The sequence below is a fragment of the Pseudoalteromonas sp. Bsw20308 genome (assembly GCF_000310105.2).
Lineage (GTDB): Bacteria > Pseudomonadota > Gammaproteobacteria > Enterobacterales > Alteromonadaceae > Pseudoalteromonas > Pseudoalteromonas fuliginea.
The window spans coordinates 40,352-62,370 of sequence record NZ_CP013138.1 but is presented as its reverse complement, the minus strand read 5'-3'; the positions used below and the strand labels follow the sequence as shown (position 1 = coordinate 62,370).

Here is a 22,019-nt window from a genome sequence, read left to right as displayed (position 1 = left end):
AAGAAAATTTAGGCAATAAAAAGCGAGTATATAACTCGCTTTAAAAAGGTGTTGGCTTATTATTTTTTAACTGGGCGTTTCCAACCTGTTAAATTACGCTGTTTAGAGCGTGCTATTGCTAATTGGTCATCTTCAACGGTACTGGTGATCACAGAGCCTGCACCAATTGTTGCAGTTGCACCTATATTTACTGGGGCAACAAGTGATGAATTAGAACCAATAAAAGCATTATCGCCAATAATAGTTTTTGATTTATTAACACCATCGTAGTTGCAGGTAATAGTACCAGCGCCAATATTCACTTTTTCGCCAATTTCAGCATCACCTAAGTAACTTAAGTGGTTGGCTTTTGAGCCTTTGCCTAAACGGGTTTTTTTCATCTCAACAAAGTTACCAATGTGTGAGTCTTCTTCCATTACAGCACCAGGCCGAAGGCGGGCATAAGGACCCAACGTACACTGTGCGGCAACGCTTGCATCTTCAATTAAGGTATTTGCCTTTATTACCACGTTATCGCCTATGGTACAATTTTTAAGGACACAGTTAGGGCCAATTTGTACATTGCTACCAAGCGTTACATTACCTTCAAAAATAACGTTTACATCGATAAGTACATCTTCACCGGTGGTAACTGTTCCACGCACATCAATACGTGCAGGATCAGCAAGTGTTGCACCATTTAACATTAACTCTTGCGCTTGCCATGCTTGGTAAGCACGCTCAAGACCAGCAAGTTGTACGCGGTTATTTGCGCCCTCAACTTCCATTGCATGGTCTGGCTGAGCTGAAGTAATTTCTACACCTTCATTGTGCGCCATTGCAACGATATCTGTTAAGTAGTACTCGCCTTGTGCATTATTGTTAGATAAGTTACCCAACCATGTTTTTAATAGCTTACCGTTAACAGCCATAATGCCTGTATTTACTTCGTTAATAAGTAACTGCTCTGAGCTTGCATCTTTTTGCTCAACAATACCGACTAACTTACCACCGGCACGAAGCATTCGACCATAGCCATTTGGGTTTACCAAATTTACTGTTAATACCGCTAAACCATTTTTAGGTGTTGCAGCTAATAAACGCTCTAGTGTTGATTGTTTTGTTAATGGTACATCGCCGTATAAAATTAATACCGTGTCTTCATCATTAACATGAGAGTTGGCTTGCGCTACTGCGTGGCCAGTACCGAGTTGTTCTGCTTGGAGTACCCAATTTACATCGTTATCGGCAAGTTGTTGTTGTAATAGTTCGCCGCCATGTCCATAAACTAAGTTTGTAGTCGTTGCACCTAATGCCATCACATTATCAATAACGTGCTGTACCATTGGTTTACCTGCAACTTTGTGCAAAACTTTAGGTAGAGCAGAGCGCATGCGAGTACCTTTACCCGCAGCAAGAATAACAGTTGTTAGAGCCATTAAAACAATTTCCTTTTTTCGTTGTTTTAGCTAAATAAGTCTTATGTTTGTGCAGAAGATTACGTAAATCACTTCTTGTGCAAATACTCAGTAGGTTAGTTTATTAGTACTGAATCTTGACTGAAAAACACACTTAATTGAATAGCGTTATTGTAGCGAGGATTCGGAAAGGATATAAGTGAAAATTGCAATTACAGTACCCCTGTAGAACACTCATAAAAAATAATGCAAGCCATTGATTTTAAATGAATTATCAACATATTCAATAAGCAGAACAATAAATAGAGGTTTATTAGTAACTAGGTCACTTCACAAAAAACACTAACTAATCGCTTTCCTCTAATGAAAACCTCACAACTTCGTTATTTACTAGCTCTACTATTTCTAATGATAGAATGTTTCCTGAACTTGAAAAATTAACTTCTCGAATAACATCTTCTGCTTTACTAATCTCGAATACTTTATTAGGAGCGATATTAACGCCTTTGGAAAAATCATATTCGTATACAGCTTTCCCTGTTGAATGATAAAGTTTATTTTGGTTTGTTGATAAAGAGTGTTTATAGGCTGATTTTTTTACTTTAAAGCCTTTTGTTTGTTCCCCAGTTGATAAGTCGAAAAATATCAACATATCTAAACTATTCAAAAAAACGAGTTTGTTATTTTGTAACTGACCAAACCACACTGCATTTTTTACTGGTAACAATATACTATTAGAATTACTTCTATTAAAAATATAAGAGCTGCTGTTTGCACTAGGTTCATCCTGCACAATATAACCAATATTTTTATCTAGTAAATAATTAACCGAGATAAAATCACCTTTGGGGGTAATAACATCCTTAACGGATAACTCTTCATACTTGAGTATTTCTATTTTCTTTTCATCAACGCCAAAAGCTTCTTGGGAATCAGAAGATATTTTAAAGTCCTTATATCTTAAATTTACCTTTTTAGACGTGAGCTTACCGTCTTTGAATACTGTATTTAATTTAACAGATTCCCCATCACTACTTAAAAAAACAACATTTTCTCCAACTGTATTTGCAAAGCCACTTTCTAGCTTTGATACACGCTCAAAGTTTTCAGAAGTTAAATCGAACCTGTAAATATTATGAGAAAAAGGGTAAGTAAGCCCTAAAATATTTTTATTATCAATTGGATAGGTTGATGAGTAAACACTTTCACTATCCACTTTTGTTTTACTTTCTAGACGGTTATTTTTTAATGAGTATTGGTAAAGAATCTCTTCAATATTGTCAAACCATAGCAGTGAATCTGTCTCATTGTTGTAGTTAATTGACCATATTCTATTCTTAGTCTCATAAAGCTTTATTTGGGCACCACCTTCTAAATCCGTCATGTATAATTGACTGGAATTAAATTGGTGTCTTTCAAAAATAATTTTTTTTTGGTTTTTTATAAAATATAAAAGTTTATCACCATACGAATTTAAGTTTGGTGAACTTATTTGAAACTCCTCACCTGTACTTAGGTTTCTATTAACAAGGACCGATAATTCAGAGCGATTTCTGTAACCATATTTAGAATATATATAAGAGTTGTTACCTAAACTTACAACATTCATTAGGTTTGATGGCTCACAATCAAATAAAAACTTACTATCAGCATTACTTGTTAAACCGACTTCCCACAGCTCACATTTACCTTCACTTTCTAGACTATAAATTGCACGCTCACTATCAATAGACCAACCTGCAGGGAATATATTAGCATTAACTTCTGAGATTATTCTCTCTTGACCGGTATGTAAATTTTTGATTAAAAGCGATGAGTATAGTTGTTCTTTTTCGAGGAGTGTAAGTGCAACAGTTGAACTGTCTGGAGAAAGTACCATTCGGCTATATACGCCTTGTCGCCAAGATAGAACTTCCTCTTTAAATTTTTTATTAACAACATTTAAGTTTTTTGTTTCAACCTTGGGAGGCGTATTTTTTTGGCCAACTTTGCCTGGATCTAATACGTTTAAAACAATGTAAAAACCAATAAAAACGACCAAAGTGAATATAGCCAATAACTCAATTGATATTTTTTGTTTTTTATTAGGTGTTTCTTTTAATGCATTAACTTGGCTGAAAGACGAATTACCTTCTTCATAATATATAATCTCTGGCTCTAAAAAGAAGCTATACCCTTTTCTATAATGTGTTTTTACCACTAGGCCACGTTGCATATCTGATTTCAGTACTTTTCTAAGCTCTGAAATAGCTCGGTTAATGGCGTTATCGTCGACATAGTGCTGACACCATACGTCATCCATTAAATCTTGACGTGTGATAATCGACTCTTTATTAAGAATAAGGTAGCTAAGAATTTTGAACAGCAACGGTTCTAACTCCCTCTCAATTACACCATCATTAATAGTTTGCCGTCTGGGATTTAAACGCCAGGCTCCAAACTTAATTTCTGCTATTGATTCTGAGAAAGTTGACGGTTTCATTGGTAGGTCACTACGTCCTTATAGCTAATAATTCGATGTAAATTTAATTATTAAAATTAACTACTTAATATTGTTTAGATTATCAGTAAGGCCCGATAGAGTCATCTATACGAGTACAAAAAAGCCCACATAAAGTGGGCTTTTTAAAACCGGATAGGCTTACTTGTGACGTAATTGCTGAATTACGCGTAACTGAGCAACTGCTTCTGCCAGTCGCGTAGCCGCTTGTTGATAATCAAACTCAACAGCTGACGAATTCGCCATATGTTCTTCAGCTTCACGTTTAGCTTTTTGTACAGAATCTTCATCTAAATCTTCACCACGAACCGCTGTATCTGCAAGAATCGTGATGTGATTTGGTTGAACTTCTAATGTACCGCCAGCAACATATATCACATCTTCGTGACCAAATTGCTTAACTAAACGTACCATACCAGGTTTAAGGGCAGTTAGTAATGGAGCATGGCCTAGGTTTACACCCAGCTCGCCTTCACTACCAGATACTTGAATCGATTCAACAAGACCAGAGAACAAACTCTGCTCAGCGCTTACTACGTCAAGATGTACAGTCATAGCTGTCATACTACCCTCCTAGTTACATGCCTTTGGCTTTTTCTTGAGCTTCTTCGATAGAGCCAACCATGTAGAACGCTTGCTCTGGCATATCATCAAATTCACCGTTTAAGATGCCTTTAAAGCCAGCAATTGTATCTTTTAGTGATACGTATTTACCAGACGCGCCTGTAAATACCTCTGCCACGAAGAATGGCTGAGATAGGAAACGTTGGATTTTACGTGCACGAGATACAAGTTGCTTATCTTCGTCAGAAAGCTCGTCCATACCTAGGATTGCAATGATGTCTTTAAGTTCTTTATAACGCTGAAGAACTGTTTGAACGCCACGTGCTGTATCGTAGTGCTCTTGACCAATTACTTGAGGGTCAAGTTGACGCGAAGATGAATCAAGTGGGTCTACCGCTGGGTAGATACCAAGTGATGCGATATCACGTGAAAGTACTACTGTTGCGTCTAAGTGAGCAAAGGTCGTTGCTGGAGATGGATCCGTTAAATCATCCGCAGGTACGTATACCGCTTGGATTGATGTAATTGAACCAGTCTTAGTTGAAGCGATACGCTCTTGAAGCACACCCATTTCTTCAGCAAGTGTAGGCTGGTAACCTACCGCTGATGGCATACGACCAAGTAGTGCAGATACTTCTGTACCAGCAAGTGTATAACGGTAGATATTATCTACGAAGAAAAGTACATCGCGACCTTCATCACGGAACTTTTCAGCCATAGTAAGACCTGTTAACGCTACGCGTAAACGGTTACCTGGAGGCTCGTTCATCTGACCGTATACAAGCGATACTTTATCAAGTACGTTTGAATCGTTCATCTCATGGTAGAAATCGTTACCCTCACGTGTACGCTCACCAACACCTGCGAATACTGAGTAGCCGCTGTGCTCGATTGCGATGTTACGGATAAGTTCCATCATGTTTACAGTTTTACCAACACCGGCACCACCGAATAAACCAACTTTACCACCTTTAGCAAACGGACATACAAGGTCGATAACCTTGATACCAGTTTCTAAAAGCTCAACTGAACTTGATTGCTCTTCGTATGAAGGCGCTGCACGGTGAATAGACATACGGTCTTCTTCGCCGATTGGACCCGCTTCATCGATTGGCTCACCAAGTACGTTCATGATACGACCAAGAGTTGCTTTACCAACTGGAACTTGAATCGATTCACCTGTATTCATAACTAAAGCACTACGACGTAAACCATCAGTAGTACCCATAGCGATAGTACGCACTACACCGCCACCTAGCTGTTGTTGAACTTCTAAAGTCAAACCAGCTAAATCGCCATCTGTTACTCTTAGTGCGTGGTATACCGCTGGCACACTATCTTGTGGAAATTCAATATCCACAACGGCGCCGATAATTTGGACGACCTTACCTAAACTCATGTCTATTCCTCTCGTTAATCTTTACCTGAAGCATTAAACTGCTGCTGAGCCAGAACAAATCTCACTAATTTCTTGTGTGATTGCTGCTTGGCGAGCCTTGTTATAAACAAGCTGTAGCTCGTCCATAAGGTCACCTGCGTTATCAGTTGCAGCTTTCATTGCAACCATACGAGCAGCCTGTTCTGAGGCAGCATTTTCTACCACACCTTGGTATGCTTGAGACTCAATAAAGCGTACTAACAAAGACTCTAAAATAGCCTCTGGGTTTGGCTCGTATAAGTAATCCCATGTGTGAGCAGATACTTCTTCTTCAGCTTTTGGCAAAGGGAGTAACTGATCTATAATTGGCTCTTGCTTCATGGTATTAACGAATTTGTTATATACCAAGAATAAACGGTCTATTTTGCCTTCAGAAAATGCATCAAGCATAATTTTTACAGGACCAATAACGTCTTGTACTGAAGGTTTATCTCCTAGGCCCGCTTTTTTAGCGAGTAGTTGACCACCAAAACGTTGAAAGAAGCCAGCTGCCTTACTACCTAAAGTAGCAAATTCAGCATCAACACCTTTCTCTTTCCACGCTTTAACATCAAGTGCAACTTTCTTAAACTCGTTTGAGTTTAGACCGCCACACAGACCACGGTCTGTAGAGATAACAATATAACCAACTCGTTTTACTTCACGATCTTTTAAGAACGGGTGAGTAAAATCAAGATTTGCTTGAGCAACACGACCAATTACTTCACGTAATTTATTAGCGTATGGACGGCTTGAAGCAACGCGTTCTTGCGCCCTTTTCATTTTAGACGCAGCAACCATTTCCATTGCGCTAGTGATCTTTTGAGTGTTTTTAATACTCCCGATCTTGCTTTTAATCTCTTTTCCGCTGGCCATGACTCTCTCTCCGAATCAAGGTGTGCTTTAGTTTCCTAAAGCGCACCATTAATAACTAAATTACCAAGTTTGCGTAGACTTGAACTTCGTAAGAAGTTCTTTAAGCTGCGCTTCGATCTCGGCATTCAAGTTACCCGTTTCATTGATTTGAGCCACAAGCTCTGCGTATGTGCTAGTTGCATAAGAAAGTAAAGCTGCTTCAAAGTCACCGATTTTCGCGATTTCGATGTCTTGAAGGAAGCCTTTTTCAGCGGCAAATAACGACAAAGACATTTCAGCAACAGACATTGGCGCGTACTGTTTCTGCTTCATTAGCTCTGTTACACGCTCACCATGCTCAAGTTGAGCACGAGTAGCATCATCAAGGTCAGACGCGAACTGCGAGAACGCAGCTAATTCACGGTACTGAGCTAGGGCTAGACGGATACCGCCACCTAGTTTCTTAACGATTTTAGTTTGTGCAGCACCACCAACACGCGATACCGAGATACCAGCATTTACTGCCGGACGGATACCTGAGTTGAATAAGTCAGTTTCTAAGAAGATCTGACCATCGGTGATAGAGATAACGTTAGTCGGTACGAACGCAGAAACGTCGCCGCCTTGAGTTTCAATGATTGGCAATGCCGTCAATGAACCAGTTTTACCTTTCACTTCACCATTAGTGAACTTTTCAACGTAATCTGCGTTTACACGCGATGCACGCTCTAAAAGACGAGAGTGAAGGTAGAATACGTCACCTGGGTATGCTTCACGGCCTGGTGGACGCTTAAGTAGTAATGAAATTTGACGGTAAGCAACTGCTTGCTTAGACAAATCATCATATACGATTAATGCGTTTTCACCACGGTCACGGAAGTATTCACCCATAGTACAGCCCGCGAACGGTGCTAAGTACTGAAGTGCCGCAGATTCAGAAGCAGATGCAACAACTACGATAGTATTTGCTAGTGCACCATGCTCTTCTAATTTACGAACTACGTTTGCAATAGTAGATGCTTTTTGACCAATCGCAACGTACACACACTTAACGCCTGTGTCTTTTTGATTGATGATTGCATCGATTGCTAGTGCAGTTTTACCTGTTTGACGGTCACCGATGATAAGTTCACGTTGACCACGACCAACTGGAATCATCGCATCGATAGATTTATAACCAGTTTGAACTGGCTCATCTACTGATTTACGCTCGATTACACCTGGTGCAATTTTTTCTACAGGTTCAAACCCGTCGTTATCTAAAGCGCCTTTACCATCGATTGGAGCACCTAGTGTGTTTACAACACGACCAAGTAGACCAGGACCAACAGGAACTTCTAAAATACGACCAGTTGTATATACTTTTACGCCTTCAGTAAGGTCAGCGTACGGACCCATTACTACTGCACCAATTGAGTCGCGCTCAAGGTTTAGTGCGATAGCATAACGGCTGCCAGGAAGCTCAATCATTTCACCTTGCATACAGTCAGCAAGACCGTGGATGCGGATGATACCGTCAGTAACAGATACAATAGTACCTTCGTTACGAGCTTCACTTACAACTTCGAACTTCTCAATACGTTGTTTGATCAGATCTGAAATTTCAGTGGAATTAAGTTGCATGCTCTTTTTCCCAATTACGATTGTAGTGTTGTAGCTAAGCGGCTTAATTTACCGCGAATAGTACCGTCGATTACAGTGTCGCCAGACCTAATAATAAGTCCACCAACCACTGACGCGTCTTCACTACAATTCAGCTTAACTTTGCGTGCGAAACGTTTTTCAAGTGCCGCTACCAATGACTCTTGTTGCGCAGCAACAAGAGGAGTTGCAGAAATCACATCTACTTCGATTTCTTTATCGTATTGTGCTTTAAATTCAGCAAATAACTGTGCAACTTCAGGTAGAGCTGTCAAACGTCCATTTTCAGCCATCACCTTAACTAGGTTCTGACCTTGTTCGTTGAGCTGCTCAGCACAAAGTTGAATAAATAATTCAGCTTGTGCAGTAGCTGTAGGCATACCTGCTAAAGCAGATGATGCTTGTTCATTGCTGGCTACGTGGCCTGCAAAGAACAACATATCATTCCAGCTTTCTAGAGTGCCTTTCTCAACGGCAAGTTCAAAAGCCGCTTTAGCGTATGGGCGAGCGATAGTAGTCAAATTAGACATGCTCATACCCTCCTAATTACAGCTCAGCGACAAGTTTTTCAACGATGTCACTATGTGCGGCTTGATTAATTTCACGCTCTAAAATACGTTCTGCACCAATCACTGCCAGAGTTGCTACTTGCTTACGTAGCTCTTCTGTTATGCGATTACGTTCAGACTCAACTTCAGAGTGCCCTTGAGCAATGATACTTTCACGCTCTTGCTGACCACGAAGTGTTTCTTCGTCAACAATTAGCACTGCACGCTTTTTAGCTTGATCAATGATATCAGCCGCTTGAGCTTTTGCATCTTTAAGCTGTTCAGCAGCTTTCTTTTGCGCAAGTTCTAAGTCTTTTTCGGCTCTATCAGAGGCAGCTAAACCATCTTCGATTTTTTTCTGGCGAGCTTCAATTGCACCGTTTAGTGGTGGCCATACGTATTTCATACAAAATAATACGAACACCGTAAACGCAATCAATTCACCGATAAGAGTGGCGTTTAAATTCACAACCGCTCCTCCTTAAATAGTAAGCTGTTCAAAAAATAAAATTAAAGTACGAACAACAATACCATAGCGATACCAACACCAATCATTGCTACAGCATCGATTAGACCAGCAAGAATAAACATCTTAACTTGTAGCGATGGTGCAAGCTCAGGTTGACGCGCACATGCTTCAAGGAATTTACCGCCCATGTTACCAAAGCCGATTGCTGTGCCGATTGCACCAAAGCCGATTAGTAAAGCTACTGCGATATACTTAAGACCTAATACTAGTTCCATTTTTTTCTCCAAAGTTTCAATTGTAAATTAAAGTTAAATATTAAAGGTTATAAAAATTAGTGATTATCTGAGCTTGCCATACTTAGGTATACGATTGTTAGCATCATAAATACGAATGCTTGCAATACAATTACTAAGATGTGGAATACAGCCCAAACAAAATGCAATGGTAATTGCATAAATCCGATAGCGCCGATCAAGATGAAAATCAATTCACCTGCATATAAGTTACCAAACAAACGTAGCGCTAATGAAAACGGTTTAGAAACCAGCGCAATCAGTTCAAGTAATAAGTTAAACGGGATTAAAAGGATTTGTAGTGCAGTATTATTTGAACTAAACGGGTGAAGTGTTAGTTCTTTAATAAAACCACCGATGCCTTTTATTTTAATTGAGTAGCCTATCATTAAAATAAATACGCCAAGCGCTAGCGCAGCAGTCATATTAATGTCAGTCGTTGGTACAATTTTCATGTACACATCGTGTGAATCCATACCAAACGCAGTTTCACCAACAAAACCAGCTAATGCAGGTAAAAAGTCAACCGGTATTAAATCCATTAAGTTCATTAAAAATATCCAAACGAATATTGTTAATGCTAATGGTGCAATAAGCTTGCTTTTACCATGGAAAGTATCACGTACGTTGTCACCAACAAACTCTACTACCATTTCAATGAAACATTGAAATTTTCCAGGTACACCTAGTGTTGATTTTTTAGCGGCACTACGAAAGATCCATAAAAATATAAGACCTAAACCGATAGACCATGCGAGGGTATCTATATGCCATGTCCAGAATCCACTGTCCGTACATGCTTTATTGAAGGCGAGACCTGTATCGGTCGAGCACATCTTAGCATTGGTCAAATGGTGCTGGATATGGCCAGATAGAGTAACTTCTTCTGCTGCCATGTTATATCCCAAAAGTTAATGTTTAAAAAAAACGGGTGCGAACAATCCAGTAAAGAGCGCCAGTATATAAGTACTAAAAAAGGGTAATAAAATTACCGGAAAATGCTTCAGTACTAGCGCAAACAATACAATTGTTAGCATAAATTTTAATCCGTTGCCGCGTTTCAACGAGGCATACGCTTGATTTGCTCGACTTGCACCCATATACCTAAATGCATAAAGTGCAAATACAAAGTGCGGAAGTACTGCGACAAATCCACCAGCGAGTGATGAAAGCGAAGCATTGGCTCCCGAACTAAAAAAAATAATTACAGCAGCAACTAATGCTACAACACCCTGAAGGCAAATTAACTTTAATACGGCAAGTCTATATGGACTCGCTAACTTATCAGTCACGTTTAGTTAACCTTTATTGCGTTCTAATTGTTAGGGTGTGAAAACTGGCGAAATTATACTTAATCCTGCCAGTTTTGCAACTTGAGTAGACGGTTTGTAACACGAAATAGCTACAAATGTCTCTTTTTAGACATGTAGAAAACTAATGGTGGGTATTGTCTTGATTAATGCGATTTAAAATGCCGTCAAGTTCATCCAAATTAGTATAAGAAATAACAAGCTTACCTTTACCTTTTTTATTGTAATTTATTTCAACTTTGGCACCTAGGTTTTCAGCAAGTTGTTGTTCTAACTGCTTAACATCTGGATCTTTTTCGGTTATTTCTTTAGCTGGCACTGGTTCTAAAATTGAGCGAACTAGTTTTTCGGTTTCTCGAACTGTTAGTGCTTTAGCGACAGCTAAACGAGCAGCATCAGACTGCGCTTCGCCTTCAAGGGCTAACAGGCAACGCGCATGGCCCATTTCAATATCGCCATGCTCTAACAAAATCTTCACATCGTTATTTAAGTTATTTAAACGCAGTAAGTTAGTTACAGTCGTACGTGATTTACCTACCGCATCAGCTACTTGTTGATGTGTTAATTCAAATTCTATTAGTAAACGATTAAGTGCAACCGCTTCTTCCATGGCATTTAAATCTTCACGCTGAATATTTTCTATCAGTGCAATCGCAACGGCAGCTTCATCGGGTACATCTTTAATAATACAAGGTACTGTTTCAAGCTTAGCTATTTGCGCTGCGCGCCAACGACGCTCACCGGCGATAATTTCAAAGCTATTATGTGCAATAGGGCGCACAACAATAGGTTGAATAATACCTTGTGAGCGAATAGAACTAGCAAGCTCTTCTAGCGCCTCTTCAGACATGTCTTTACGAGGTTGGTATTTACCAGAGTGTAAAAACTCTATTGGAAGTTTTTGTAATTCACTGTTATTTGGCCCAGCTGCATTTTTTACAGCTTCAGTCACGTTTGATGTGTCTTGTTCCTTGCTTGCGCTCGGTGCAGGCTTTGACGAACTTAAAAGTGCATCGAGTCCTCGGCCTAAACCTCGTTTTTTAGCAGACATGTTATTTTTTTACCTCAAAGTTAGGCGACAACGGACGCTGTTTTTTCTTTTCTGCGTAACATTTCACCAGCGAGTGCTAAATACGCTTTAGCGCCACTTGATGCCCGGTCATAATACATAGCTGGAGCACCAAAACTGGGTGCTTCGGCTAAGCGAACATTACGTGGGATCACCGTACGGTATACTTTATCGCCAAAATGTTGTTTTAATTGTTCTGATACATCATTTGCCAAACGGTTACGCGGGTCATACATAGTACGAAGTATGCCTTCAATTTGTAAGCTCGGATTCACTAATCTAGCAAGCTGCGTAATCGTATCCATTAATGCGGTTAACCCTTCAAGTGCATAATACTCACACTGCATTGGTACCAAAATAGAATCAGCCGCAGCCATAGCATTAACAGTTAACATATTTAAAGAAGGCGGACAGTCTATAAAAATAAATTCGTACTGGTCCTGAATTTTTTCAAGCGCGTTACGTAAACGCACCTCACGGGCAAATAATTCCATGAGTTTAACTTCTGCAGCGGTTACATCACCGTTTGCAGCAATCATATGGTATTCGCCAGACGTTTCTTTGATGATAACGTCTTCTATAGGTTTATCTTCAATAAGTAAGTCGTAAATAGTTGGCACATCGCCGTACTTATCTACGCCACTCCCCATAGTCGCATTACCTTGCGGATCGAGATCAATTAACAGCACTTTACGTTTCGTTGCAGCCATAGATGCAGCGAGATTAACAGCGGTTGTAGTTTTACCCACTCCACCTTTTTGATTTGCTAATGCGATGACTTTTGCCACAGTGTCTCTGATCCCTAGTCTTTAGAAAGAATAATTAAATGTCGTTGTGCATCTAACTTAGGCACTTCTAATGCAATTTTTTGCTCAAACTTGACGCCTGCAGGTAATGACTCTAGCTCTTCGCTAGGGAACACGCCTTTAAGTGCTATAAATTTGCCCGAATGATCAATTAAGTGCGAACACCAGTCAACCATATCTTGTAATGAAGCAAATGCGCGACTAAGTACGCCGTCTAATTTAACACTTGGTTGATATTCTTCAACTCTAGACTGCACAGGGGTTACATTATCAAGACCTAGTTCATGTTTAACATGCATTAAAAATCGCACACGTTTACCTAAACTATCTAATAGCACAAAATGTGTATTTGGTAATGCAATTGCCAACACGATACCCGGTAAGCCAGGCCCTGTACCTACATCAATATAATGATGTCCGGGTAAATGAGGCGCAACAACTAAACTGTCCATAATATGCTTAATCATCATTTCTTCAGGTAAACGTACTGAAGTTAAGTTATAAGCTTTATTCCACTTATTTAATAACTCAACGTAACGGACTAGCTGTTGCTGTTGTTTTTCTGTTAGCGCAATATCAGTTTGCGCTAACAATGTAGTTAATTGTTGCTGTAACACTATGTACCCTTATCGTTACGCAGATTTGCGTAATAAGCCTTGCTTCTTCAGATACACCAATAATAGCGAAATCGCCGCAGGGGTGATACCAGAAATACGCGATGCTTGACCAATCGTGTCAGGACGTGACTCAATAAGCTTAGCAACTACCTCATTTGATAAACCAGATACGGTTTTGTAATCAAACTCTTTTGGTAAAATTGTTTGCTCATGACGAAGCTGCTTATTGATTTCATCTTGTTGGCGCGCAATATAACCTGCGTACTTAGTATGGATCTCAACTTGCTCGAGTGCTGCTTTATTTGTGAATTCAGATCCCAATCCGTCAATAGCCATCAGATCGTTGTAACGAATTTCCGGACGGCGAAGTAATTCTTCCAAGCTTGCTTCACGCGTAAGCGGGGTTTTAAGTAATGCGTTTACTTGATCTACAACGGCATGATCTTTGTGGATCCATGTATCTTTAATGCGTTGTTTCTCTTTTTCGATTACTTCCATTTTTTCGTTAAATGCCTGCCAGCGTTCGTCATTAACTAAACCAAGCTCACGGCCTTTTTCTGTTAAACGAATATCAGCATTATCTTCACGAAGTAATAAACGATATTCAGCACGGCTGGTAAACATACGGTAGGGTTCTTTTGTACCCAGTGTTGCTAAGTCGTCGATTAATACACCAACATAAGCTTCATCACGACGTGGTGTCCAAGAATCTTTGCCTTGCACTTTTAGCGCAGCATTCATACCTGCAATTAAGCCTTGTGCACCTGCTTCTTCATAGCCGGTAGTACCGTTAATTTGACCCGCGAAAAATAAGCCTTCAATAAATTTAGTTTCTAAAGACTGTTTTAAATCACGTGGATCAAAGTAGTCATATTCTATTGCATAACCTGGTCGACAAATATGTGCATTTTCAAAACCAGAAATAGATTGCACAATCTCAAGTTGTACATCAAACGGTAAACTAGTCGAAATACCATTTGGATATAATTCGTATGATGTTAAACCTTCAGGCTCAACAAATATTTGATGTTTATCTTTATCTGCAAAACGAACAATTTTATCTTCAATTGAAGGGCAGTAGCGAGGACCAATACCTTCAATAACACCTGAGTACATAGGTGAGCGATGTAGGTTTTTACGAATAACATCATGTGTTTTTTCGTTTGTGTAAGTGATGTAACACGGTATCTGTTGTGGGTGATCTGATTGTTTACCCATAAATGAAAACACAGGTGTTGGTGTATCACCAGGTTGTGCTTCCATTTTTGTAAAATCAACAGTACGTGCATCAATACGTGGCGGTGTACCTGTTTTTAAACGATCAACTCTAAATGGATGTTCACGTAAGCGATCAGCTAAAGCGATTGAAGGAGGATCGCCTGCACGGCCGCCTTTGTAATTTTCCAACCCTATATGGATTAAGCCACCTAAAAAAGTACCCACGGTTAAAACAACACTTGGTGCACTAAAACGCAAACCCATTTGAGTTACTACGCCAGTAACACGATCGTTTTCAACAATAAGATCATCACACGATTGTTGAAAAATTTTAAGATTATCTTGATTTTGCAATGTTGTTTGAATAGCCGCTTTGTACAAGGCGCGATCTGCTTGTGCTCGAGTTGCACGAACAGCAGGTCCTTTTGAAGAATTTAGTGTACGAAATTGGATCCCGCCTTTATCAATGGCCTGTGCCATTGCACCACCAAGCGCGTCAATTTCTTTTACCAAATGACCTTTGCCTATCCCACCAATTGCTGGGTTACAAGACATTTGACCAAGGGTATCCATATTGTGAGTCAGTAGCAGGGTATTCATCCCCATACGGGCAGCTGCTAATGCGGCTTCAGTGCCAGCATGTCCACCACCTACTACGATAACGTCAAAATTTTCGTGAAAAATCATTAATGGGATCCTACTTAAATCAAACCGGTAAACTTCAAAAGGGAGCGTATTCTACCTAGAAATTGGCAGAAGATAAATGATTAAACAGTGGGCAAGATCTAAGTATGTGATCTCTAATAATATAAAGGATCTTTTAAAGAGATCTTTTATTACTATTACTACTACTGATCGACTTTTCTGTTGATAAGGTTTAGATCTTCATTAAAAACATCAAATTAGATCAGATCTAAAGGTGTTAATATGATCGGATCATCCCGCAAATAAGCTCTGATCAAAAAGGCGCTTTATGCACAGGGCTGAATCAGTTAGATCTTATCCCATGGATAAGCATGCTTTAAAAAGCAGTTTATTCAATCTTTATCCACAAAATCTATTAAATTATTAGTAAATTGTGGGTAACTTTATATGTAACTTTTTACTTGCTCTCTCTATTTTAAGCCTGTTTTGGTTATCCAAGAGTCTAACCATGCTAATGCGGTGTCCTCTGGTAGTGCTTCATCGAGAATATTAAGCTCTAAGCGTTCTGCTACTTTTATAGCGCCTTTTTGAGCTAATAAGGCATCTATATTACGTCCAGCCTGGTTGTAAGTGTCATAACTGGTATCACCTAAAGCGATTACTGAGTATTTTAATTGAGATAAATCATTAGCTTGAGTTACATCTTCAACAAAGCTAATAAAGTTTTCAGGGTAATCACCTGCGCCATAAGTAGATGTGCAAATTAGCCAGATGGTATTTTGCTGATCAATATCGCTAAATTCAGGTTGATCATGTAGTTGTGTAGTAATACCAAGGTTATTTAGCGCGTCGCTTAGTTGCTCTGCAACATACTCGGCTGATCCCATTTGGCTGCCAACAATAAGATTTACTGAACTCATGAATATTAGTGATCACATTTGTTTTAATTGCTGACTATGATAACTGAGTGAGGGTAACAGTAAAGTTAAGAGTGCCATTTTGTATAACTATTTTTGCAGTAATTTTACACTCATTCAAAAGCGTTTCTTTAAGTTGTTGATAATATAAGGTTTAACAAATTATCTTTAAATGTAATCTTCTGATCAAGTTGTTGATAACAGTGGGGAAAGCTCTGTTTAAATAGGCTTGTTAGGTTGTTTTATATCCGCTAAGTTATTGATATTTCTAATCAGTAAAAAGTTGAAATAGTAATTTATATATTAAAAGTAGATGTTGATCATAATGTGGATATAAAGCCTGTTGATAACCTCAAGTTTAGATCTAAAATAAATTTTTAAAATGATCTAATAAAGCAGATCTAATGAAATTAATTAAAAATAAGCTCATAAACGGATAAATATTAATAAATAGTGAGGTTTTTTCAGCTTATTTACCTGTTTTTGGTATTTGTTTGAGCTGAAAATTAGGTATTGTGGATAAGTGATCTCGGTATTTTTAATTTTATGCGAATTTAGAGCTGCTATTTTTTTTAATTTTGCTGGTTGAGTTAGCAGATCAAAACTTTTTAATACTTAACAGTTGAGTTATTTTATTTAAAAATCACAATTATTATCAAATTATATGTTATCAAAAGTAAGTTTTTTAGAGTAATAATCAGTGTTTTTTAGCTCTTTAATTGAGCAAAAAGCATCATTCTTTGCGTGTATGAGGTGTGTTTTAGTGCATTTTTGTGGGCTAAAGTAAGTATAAGAAAGCCATTTATAACTAATTTTTGTATGAAGTATAACGCTTTAAAAGTGTGTTATTGTTTGAAAAATGTATCGGTTTTGTATTAATAATAGGGGTAATTTACGCTATTAATGTCGCTAAAGAGTATATTCCACATTGTTTAATCTACGTAATCAGACCTCTCTTAGCACGTAACAAAGGTAGCTTTGAATATGATTTATCGACTGTAACTCTCAGGTATTAGACGTATAAATAGCATATTTTAAAGCCTAATTTTTTATATGAAAAAGAGCACCTGAGTGCTCTTTATAATAAGAATATGCTTGTAATAAGGTGTTTATTTACCAATACAAAACGAGCTAAATATTTTGCCAAGTAAGTCGTCTGAAGTAAATTCACCGGTTATTTCATTCAAATATTGCTGTGTTAAACGCAGTTCTTCAGCCAGTATTTCACCGGCAATGTGCATTTCTAATTGTGTTTTACCGGTATCTAAATGATGGGCCGCACTTTCCAGTGCATCCAAATGACGGCGGCGCGCCATAAAGCCGCCTTCAGTTGCGCCCTGAAAACCTATACAGGCTTTTAAATGCTCGCGAACAAGTTCAATACCGTCAGCATTTTTGGCACTTAAGCTGATGACCGGGTATTGTTGCTCTTGCTCCATTCCTACTATATCGCCCGACAAATCGGCCTTGTTTCTGATGACTGTCACGCCCATACCTTCTGGTAATTTTGCCATAAACTCAGGCCAAATTTTGTGTGGGTCGGTATCTGTAGTATCGGTGCCATCAAGCATAAATAAAACGCGATCGGCTTGGTTTATTTCATCCCATGCACGCTCAATGCCTATTTGTTCTACGCGGTCTGGGCTTTCGCGCAGGCCTGCGGTATCTATAATATGCAGTGGCATACCATCTATATGTATATGCTCTCGTAGTACGTCGCGAGTGGTACCGGCTATTTCTGTTACTATTGCGGCTTCACGACCAGCTAGAGCGTTGAGTAGGCTTGATTTACCCGCATTTGGGCGACCAGCAATAACAACACGCATACCTTCGCGCATGATGCTACCTTGTTTTGCTTGGTTGGTTACGGTATTAAGCTGGGTAATAATGGCGTCTAAGTCGCCTGACACTTTACCGTCTGATAAAAAATCAATTTCTTCATCAGGAAAGTCTATTGCCGCTTCTACGTACATACGTAAGTGAATTACTTTTTCAACGAGTGTTTCTATGTGCTTAGAAAATTCACCTTGGAGAGACTGTAAGGCGCTTTTAGCTGCTTGCTCGCTGGTGGCATTAATTAAGTCGGCGATGGCTTCTGCTTGTGTTAAATCAAGCTTGTCGTTCATAAATGCACGCTCAGAAAACTCACCTGGCTTTGCTAAACGAACGCCCTCGATTTTACTAATTTCTTTAAGTAGCATATCAAGTACTACAGGACCACCATGGCCTTGTAGCTCAAGCACATCTTCGCCTGTAAATGAGTTAGGACCTGCAAAGTAAATGGCAATACCTTGATCAAGTTGCTCGCCAGCTAGGCTTTTAAATGGCACGTAATCGGCGTAGCGAACTTTAGGAATTTTACCTACCACTTTTTCGGCAACGCTTTTAGCAAGGCTGCCTGAAACGCGAATTATACCAACGCCACCACGTCCGGGAGCGGTTGCTTGTGCTGCAATTGTATCTTGATTGATCATGCTATTAATTTGCCAACGATGAGTAACTTTATGGCGGTATTGTAACCTATGAAATAAACACTCGCGAATACTCTGGTGAAAAACAGGCAATAAAAAAGGCGACCTAAGTCGCCTTTATATAAGTAATATACCCAAGCCATCTCAAGATGCGAGTTTCAGTTGGAGTTAAAAGCTATTTAGGCAAGGCATTGATTGAGAATAATAGTGGTTCTATTGTTAAAATCAATAACGCAGTATAAATCGCTTTTAAACCAACCCTTTGGGCGTTTCACAGGTACTTAATTTCATCGTTGTTACTTTTTAAAAGGGACTGCCATTCTTGCAAAGTAACGCCTTGATCTTAAGCCCCTGTGAAACGCTGAATTTTGCATCTCGATGTGGCTTGGGTATAGGCAATTAGCCTCTTACTTTAATTCCTTTCTTTTCCATGCCACGGTAGATGATTAACATCTGGACAATAGAAATAAGGTTAGACACTAACCAGTAAAGAACTAAACCCGATGGGAACCATAAGAAAAATACAGAGAAGATAACCGGCATAAAGGTCATCATTTTTTGCTGCATTGGATCAGTAACCGTCATAGGTTGTAGCTTTTGCGTCACAAACATACTCGCACCAAATAATATAGGTAATACGTAGTATGGGTCTTTCGCAGAAAGGTCAGTTAACCAAAAAATGAATTCAGCGTGGCGAAGTTCAGTTGACTCTAAGAATACGTAGAACAAGGCTAAGAAAATTGGCATTTGTAGCAAAATAGGGAAACAGCCACCCATAGGGTTAACTTTTTCTTTTTTGTACATTTCCATAGTTGCTTGGCCGAACTTTTGACGGTCATCACCAAACTTTTCTTTAAGGGCTGCCATTTTAGGTTGTAGGGCACGCATTTTTGCCATTGAAGTGTATTGCGCTTTAGTAAGTGGGTACATTAACGATTTAACGATAATAGTGATGGCAATAATTGCTACACCCCAGTTACCTAAAATGCTATGTAGCCATTTTAGCAATACAAATAAAGGTTGCGAAATAAACCATAACCAACCGTAATCTACAGTTAAATCTAGGTCTGGGTGAATCGCTTCAAGAATATCCGATTCTTTCGGGCCCATATAATAAATAGCAGTTAGTGTTTGCTCACTACCAGCTTGAATATTAACAGCTTCATCTTTAGCACCAATAATAGCGGCATTACTTTTTGTAATTAAGCTATAAATTGTATTTGATTGATCCTGCATTGGAACCCAAGCACTTACAAAGTAATGTTGAATAAAGGCAACATAACCACCTTGGGTGTTTTTGTTTAGGTTTTTATCAGCCATATCTGAAAAACTATACTTTTCGTATGGTTCTTCGTCAGTACCGTATGCAGCACCTAAATAGTTTTGATCAACCATGCTGCCTTTTTCTTGTACTGTGCGCTTAATTTGCGTGTATAGCTGTACTTGAAGCGGTGCGCTGGTGGTGTTGTTAATTTTGTATTCTAAGCCTACGTCATACTGACCTTTTTTGAATACATACGTTTTAGTAAAACTAACACCATTACGATCTGTAAACTGAAGTGGAACGCGAAGCTCATCACCCGTTAAGGTATATGACTTTTGTTCGGTATTGTAAGTAGGGCGACCGTTAGCTGATGCGTCAGGGCCATTTAAGCCAATTAAGCCACTTTGTGAAAAGTATTGTTTGCCATCAAACTCACCAAGCAACATAAAAGGAGTGTTACTTCCTTTGGTGTCTTCGTATTGAAGAAGGTCTGTTTCAACAATGTCACCGCCTTTGGTGTCAATTTTAACTTTAAAAACGTCAGTTGTGATTTCAATAACTGAACGTTTAGCTAAAGTTGCTGAAGTAGGTAATTCTGAATCTGACGATGAAGGAATATAATCATCCGACTCTGGTGAATTTGCTTTTAGTGTTTGTGTTGTGGCACTTGGATCGACTTTAGGCTTGTTGTAATCATTGTCCCATTCTTGGAACAATAAAAACGACACTAGCATTAGGCCAATTAATAAAAACGTGCGTTGCGATTCCATAACAGCTCTTATTTCTCGTGTTGGTGGTTAATATGGGTTAATTTTTCAGGGACGGGGTCGTCTCCACCTGAATGTAAAGGATGGCATTTTAATATGCGTTTCAAAGCTAACCAACTACCTTTTACCGATCCATGCAATTTAATTGCTTGAATAGCATAACTAGAACAGGTTGGATTAAAACGACAATGCGGACCTAACAGCGGGCTAATCCACTTTTGATAACCGCGGATAAATAACACTAAACAAAAAGTTGGTAAAGCAACAAGTGGTTTAAGTAACCTCATGATGTTTATGCCCCTACTTAAGTTTAGTGAGATAGATATCATGTATTTAAAGACTCAATTAGAAATTTTAAATGCATGATTAAAAGGTGAGCTAAAGATACATTAATTAACCCTGCAATTCTATTGCAATTAGGTTTGTTTATTAGATTTAGCTGATTTGTTTGGGCGTTTCTTAAAAGGTGGCGGTTTAGGTGCACCTGGTTTACAGCGTTCGTTAATTTTTCGCCATAATTTAGTAAGTTGTTTGGTTATTTCTTCATTAGACTGCTCATCAATACCATTTTTAACCATAAGCACAATATCAATATTATCGATGCTGTGTTGATTTAAACGAAAACTTTCGCGAGCGAGACGTTTAATACGGTTTCGTTGGCATGCCTTTTTTACACGTTTTTTAGCAACAGTAAGCCCTAACCTAGGTTTATCTTGGTCATTGGGTTTTGCTAATAGAGTAAAGAAAGGAGTTGCAGCCCGAGCGGGTTCATTAAATATGCGAGAGTAATGCGAGGGAGTTAACAGACGTAACTCCCTGCCAAAGCTAAAGTCTTCCACTTATAAATTAAGCAGAAAGAACTTTGCGGCCTTTAGCGCGGCGACGTGCTAATACTTTACGGCCATTTACAGTTGCCATGCGAGCACGGAAGCCGTGTGCACGTTTGCGTTTTAAAACGCTAGGTTGAAAAGTTCTTTTCATAACAATCTCATCCGATCGGTTAAAGTTAAAACATCCTATACAGGTCGCGATCCTGGCATAGGTGCCATTGCGAGCGCGAGATATTATAGATGAAGTGACTCAAAGTCAATCATAATTACAGCCTATACTAAGTGTTAGTTACTCTATTCATGGTGATCGAGAATTATGATCCACTAGGATCATCATAAATAAGAAGTTTTCCACAGCCCCTGTATAAAAAGTGAATAAAAGCAGGGGGAAAGTAAAATGGATCGTAAAATTGGTTCGCGA

21 protein-coding genes are annotated in these 22,019 nt (G+C 39.0%); all 21 read right to left on the bottom strand.

Features of this window, described 5'->3' with window-relative positions; translation table 11 throughout:
* Positions 1-59 precede the first annotated feature (59 nt).
* The 21 genes from glmU to rpmH all read right to left on the bottom strand — a co-directional run bounded on the left by glmU (position 60) and on the right by rpmH (position 21,749).
* Positions 60-1,418 (bottom strand): bifunctional UDP-N-acetylglucosamine diphosphorylase/glucosamine-1-phosphate N-acetyltransferase GlmU, encoded by a 1,359-nt coding sequence (glmU, locus tag D172_RS00280; RefSeq protein WP_007377668.1) that lies wholly within the window; start codon positions 1,416-1,418, stop codon positions 60-62.
* Between the two features lie 325 nt (positions 1,419-1,743).
* The gene (locus tag D172_RS00275) at positions 1,744-3,879 is read right to left on the bottom strand and encodes a winged helix-turn-helix domain-containing protein (protein WP_033023750.1); all 2,136 of its coding nucleotides are present in this window, start codon (positions 3,877-3,879) and stop codon (positions 1,744-1,746) included.
* Between the two features lie 159 nt (positions 3,880-4,038).
* Complete coding sequence (locus D172_RS00270) at positions 4,039-4,461, bottom strand: F0F1 ATP synthase subunit epsilon (protein ID WP_007377666.1); 423 nt, start codon at positions 4,459-4,461, stop codon at positions 4,039-4,041.
* A 13-nt stretch (positions 4,462-4,474) separates the two neighbouring features.
* The gene (gene atpD, locus D172_RS00265) at positions 4,475-5,860 is read right to left on the bottom strand and encodes a F0F1 ATP synthase subunit beta (RefSeq protein ID WP_007377665.1); all 1,386 of its coding nucleotides are present in this window, start codon (positions 5,858-5,860) and stop codon (positions 4,475-4,477) included.
* A gap of 33 nt (positions 5,861-5,893) precedes the next feature.
* On the bottom strand, positions 5,894-6,754 hold the full coding sequence (gene atpG / locus D172_RS00260; protein WP_007377664.1) for a F0F1 ATP synthase subunit gamma: 861 nt from the start codon (positions 6,752-6,754) through the stop codon (positions 5,894-5,896).
* 60 nt (positions 6,755-6,814) lie between these two features.
* Complete coding sequence (atpA, locus tag D172_RS00255; RefSeq protein ID WP_004335270.1) at positions 6,815-8,356, bottom strand: F0F1 ATP synthase subunit alpha; 1,542 nt, start codon at positions 8,354-8,356, stop codon at positions 6,815-6,817.
* Between the two features lie 14 nt (positions 8,357-8,370).
* Positions 8,371-8,904, bottom strand: a complete 534-nt coding sequence (gene atpH / locus D172_RS00250; protein ID WP_007377663.1) for a F0F1 ATP synthase subunit delta — start codon at positions 8,902-8,904, stop codon at positions 8,371-8,373.
* 16 nt (positions 8,905-8,920) lie between these two features.
* Complete coding sequence (gene atpF / locus D172_RS00245; protein ID WP_004335264.1) at positions 8,921-9,391, bottom strand: F0F1 ATP synthase subunit B; 471 nt, start codon at positions 9,389-9,391, stop codon at positions 8,921-8,923.
* A gap of 41 nt (positions 9,392-9,432) precedes the next feature.
* Complete coding sequence (atpE, locus tag D172_RS00240) at positions 9,433-9,666, bottom strand: F0F1 ATP synthase subunit C (RefSeq protein WP_004335261.1); 234 nt, start codon at positions 9,664-9,666, stop codon at positions 9,433-9,435.
* Positions 9,667-9,722: 56 nt separating this feature from the next.
* A complete protein-coding gene (gene atpB / locus D172_RS00235; RefSeq protein WP_024597178.1) occupies positions 9,723-10,580 on the bottom strand; it encodes a F0F1 ATP synthase subunit A in 858 nt (285 codons plus the stop codon).
* A gap of 15 nt (positions 10,581-10,595) precedes the next feature.
* Positions 10,596-10,976, bottom strand: coding sequence for an ATP synthase subunit I (locus D172_RS00230; RefSeq protein WP_007377661.1), 381 nt, complete (start codon positions 10,974-10,976; stop codon positions 10,596-10,598).
* 142 nt (positions 10,977-11,118) lie between these two features.
* A complete protein-coding gene (locus tag D172_RS00225) occupies positions 11,119-12,045 on the bottom strand; it encodes a ParB/RepB/Spo0J family partition protein (RefSeq protein WP_007377660.1) in 927 nt (308 codons plus the stop codon).
* Between the two features lie 20 nt (positions 12,046-12,065).
* Positions 12,066-12,851, bottom strand: coding sequence for a ParA family protein (locus D172_RS00220; RefSeq protein WP_007377659.1), 786 nt, complete (start codon positions 12,849-12,851; stop codon positions 12,066-12,068).
* A gap of 14 nt (positions 12,852-12,865) precedes the next feature.
* On the bottom strand, positions 12,866-13,486 hold the full coding sequence (gene rsmG, locus D172_RS00215) for a 16S rRNA (guanine(527)-N(7))-methyltransferase RsmG (RefSeq protein ID WP_007377658.1): 621 nt from the start codon (positions 13,484-13,486) through the stop codon (positions 12,866-12,868).
* A 15-nt stretch (positions 13,487-13,501) separates the two neighbouring features.
* A complete protein-coding gene (mnmG, locus tag D172_RS00210) occupies positions 13,502-15,391 on the bottom strand; it encodes a tRNA uridine-5-carboxymethylaminomethyl(34) synthesis enzyme MnmG (RefSeq protein ID WP_007377657.1) in 1,890 nt (629 codons plus the stop codon).
* A gap of 428 nt (positions 15,392-15,819) precedes the next feature.
* A complete protein-coding gene (gene mioC / locus D172_RS00205) occupies positions 15,820-16,269 on the bottom strand; it encodes an FMN-binding protein MioC (protein WP_007377656.1) in 450 nt (149 codons plus the stop codon).
* 1,106 nt (positions 16,270-17,375) lie between these two features.
* Positions 17,376-18,740 carry a tRNA uridine-5-carboxymethylaminomethyl(34) synthesis GTPase MnmE gene (gene mnmE / locus D172_RS00200; RefSeq protein WP_007377655.1) on the bottom strand — a complete coding sequence of 455 codons (1,365 nt, stop codon included), beginning with the start codon at positions 18,738-18,740 and terminating at the stop codon, positions 17,376-17,378.
* Positions 18,741-19,136: 396 nt separating this feature from the next.
* Complete coding sequence (yidC, locus tag D172_RS00195) at positions 19,137-20,771, bottom strand: membrane protein insertase YidC (protein WP_007377654.1); 1,635 nt, start codon at positions 20,769-20,771, stop codon at positions 19,137-19,139.
* Between the two features lie 8 nt (positions 20,772-20,779).
* On the bottom strand, positions 20,780-21,055 hold the full coding sequence (gene yidD / locus D172_RS00190) for a membrane protein insertion efficiency factor YidD (RefSeq protein WP_008138026.1): 276 nt from the start codon (positions 21,053-21,055) through the stop codon (positions 20,780-20,782).
* A gap of 129 nt (positions 21,056-21,184) precedes the next feature.
* Positions 21,185-21,607: a ribonuclease P protein component gene (rnpA, locus tag D172_RS00185; protein WP_007377653.1), complete on the bottom strand. Its 423-nt coding sequence runs from the start codon at positions 21,605-21,607 to the stop codon at positions 21,185-21,187.
* A gap of 7 nt (positions 21,608-21,614) precedes the next feature.
* On the bottom strand, positions 21,615-21,749 hold the full coding sequence (gene rpmH / locus D172_RS00180; RefSeq protein WP_004335215.1) for a 50S ribosomal protein L34: 135 nt from the start codon (positions 21,747-21,749) through the stop codon (positions 21,615-21,617).
* Positions 21,750-22,019 lie beyond the last annotated feature (270 nt).

What these genes read in the sequence shown, in the direction of transcription:
- glmU (WP_007377668.1), bottom strand. Translation starts at nt 1,418, where the DNA reads ATGGCTCTAACAACTGTTATTCTTGCTGCGGGTAAAGGTACTCGCATG.
- D172_RS00275 (WP_033023750.1), bottom strand. Translation starts at nt 3,879, where the DNA reads ATGAAACCGTCAACTTTCTCAGAATCAATAGCAGAAATTAAGTTTGGA.
- D172_RS00270 (WP_007377666.1), bottom strand. Translation starts at nt 4,461, where the DNA reads ATGACAGCTATGACTGTACATCTTGACGTAGTAAGCGCTGAGCAGAGT.
- atpD (WP_007377665.1), bottom strand. Translation starts at nt 5,860, where the DNA reads ATGAGTTTAGGTAAGGTCGTCCAAATTATCGGCGCCGTTGTGGATATT.
- atpG (WP_007377664.1), bottom strand. Translation starts at nt 6,754, where the DNA reads ATGGCCAGCGGAAAAGAGATTAAAAGCAAGATCGGGAGTATTAAAAAC.
- atpA (WP_004335270.1), bottom strand. Translation starts at nt 8,356, where the DNA reads ATGCAACTTAATTCCACTGAAATTTCAGATCTGATCAAACAACGTATT.
- atpH (WP_007377663.1), bottom strand. Translation starts at nt 8,904, where the DNA reads ATGTCTAATTTGACTACTATCGCTCGCCCATACGCTAAAGCGGCTTTT.
- atpE (WP_004335261.1), bottom strand. Translation starts at nt 9,666, where the DNA reads ATGGAACTAGTATTAGGTCTTAAGTATATCGCAGTAGCTTTACTAATC.
- atpB (WP_024597178.1), bottom strand. Translation starts at nt 10,580, where the DNA reads ATGGCAGCAGAAGAAGTTACTCTATCTGGCCATATCCAGCACCATTTG.
- D172_RS00225 (WP_007377660.1), bottom strand. Translation starts at nt 12,045, where the DNA reads ATGTCTGCTAAAAAACGAGGTTTAGGCCGAGGACTCGATGCACTTTTA.
- mnmG (WP_007377657.1), bottom strand. Translation starts at nt 15,391, where the DNA reads ATGATTTTTCACGAAAATTTTGACGTTATCGTAGTAGGTGGTGGACAT.
- mioC (WP_007377656.1), bottom strand. Translation starts at nt 16,269, where the DNA reads ATGAGTTCAGTAAATCTTATTGTTGGCAGCCAAATGGGATCAGCCGAG.
- mnmE (WP_007377655.1), bottom strand. Translation starts at nt 18,740, where the DNA reads ATGATCAATCAAGATACAATTGCAGCACAAGCAACCGCTCCCGGACGT.
- yidC (WP_007377654.1), bottom strand. Translation starts at nt 20,771, where the DNA reads ATGGAATCGCAACGCACGTTTTTATTAATTGGCCTAATGCTAGTGTCG.
- yidD (WP_008138026.1), bottom strand. Translation starts at nt 21,055, where the DNA reads ATGAGGTTACTTAAACCACTTGTTGCTTTACCAACTTTTTGTTTAGTG.
- rpmH (WP_004335215.1), bottom strand. Translation starts at nt 21,749, where the DNA reads ATGAAAAGAACTTTTCAACCTAGCGTTTTAAAACGCAAACGTGCACAC.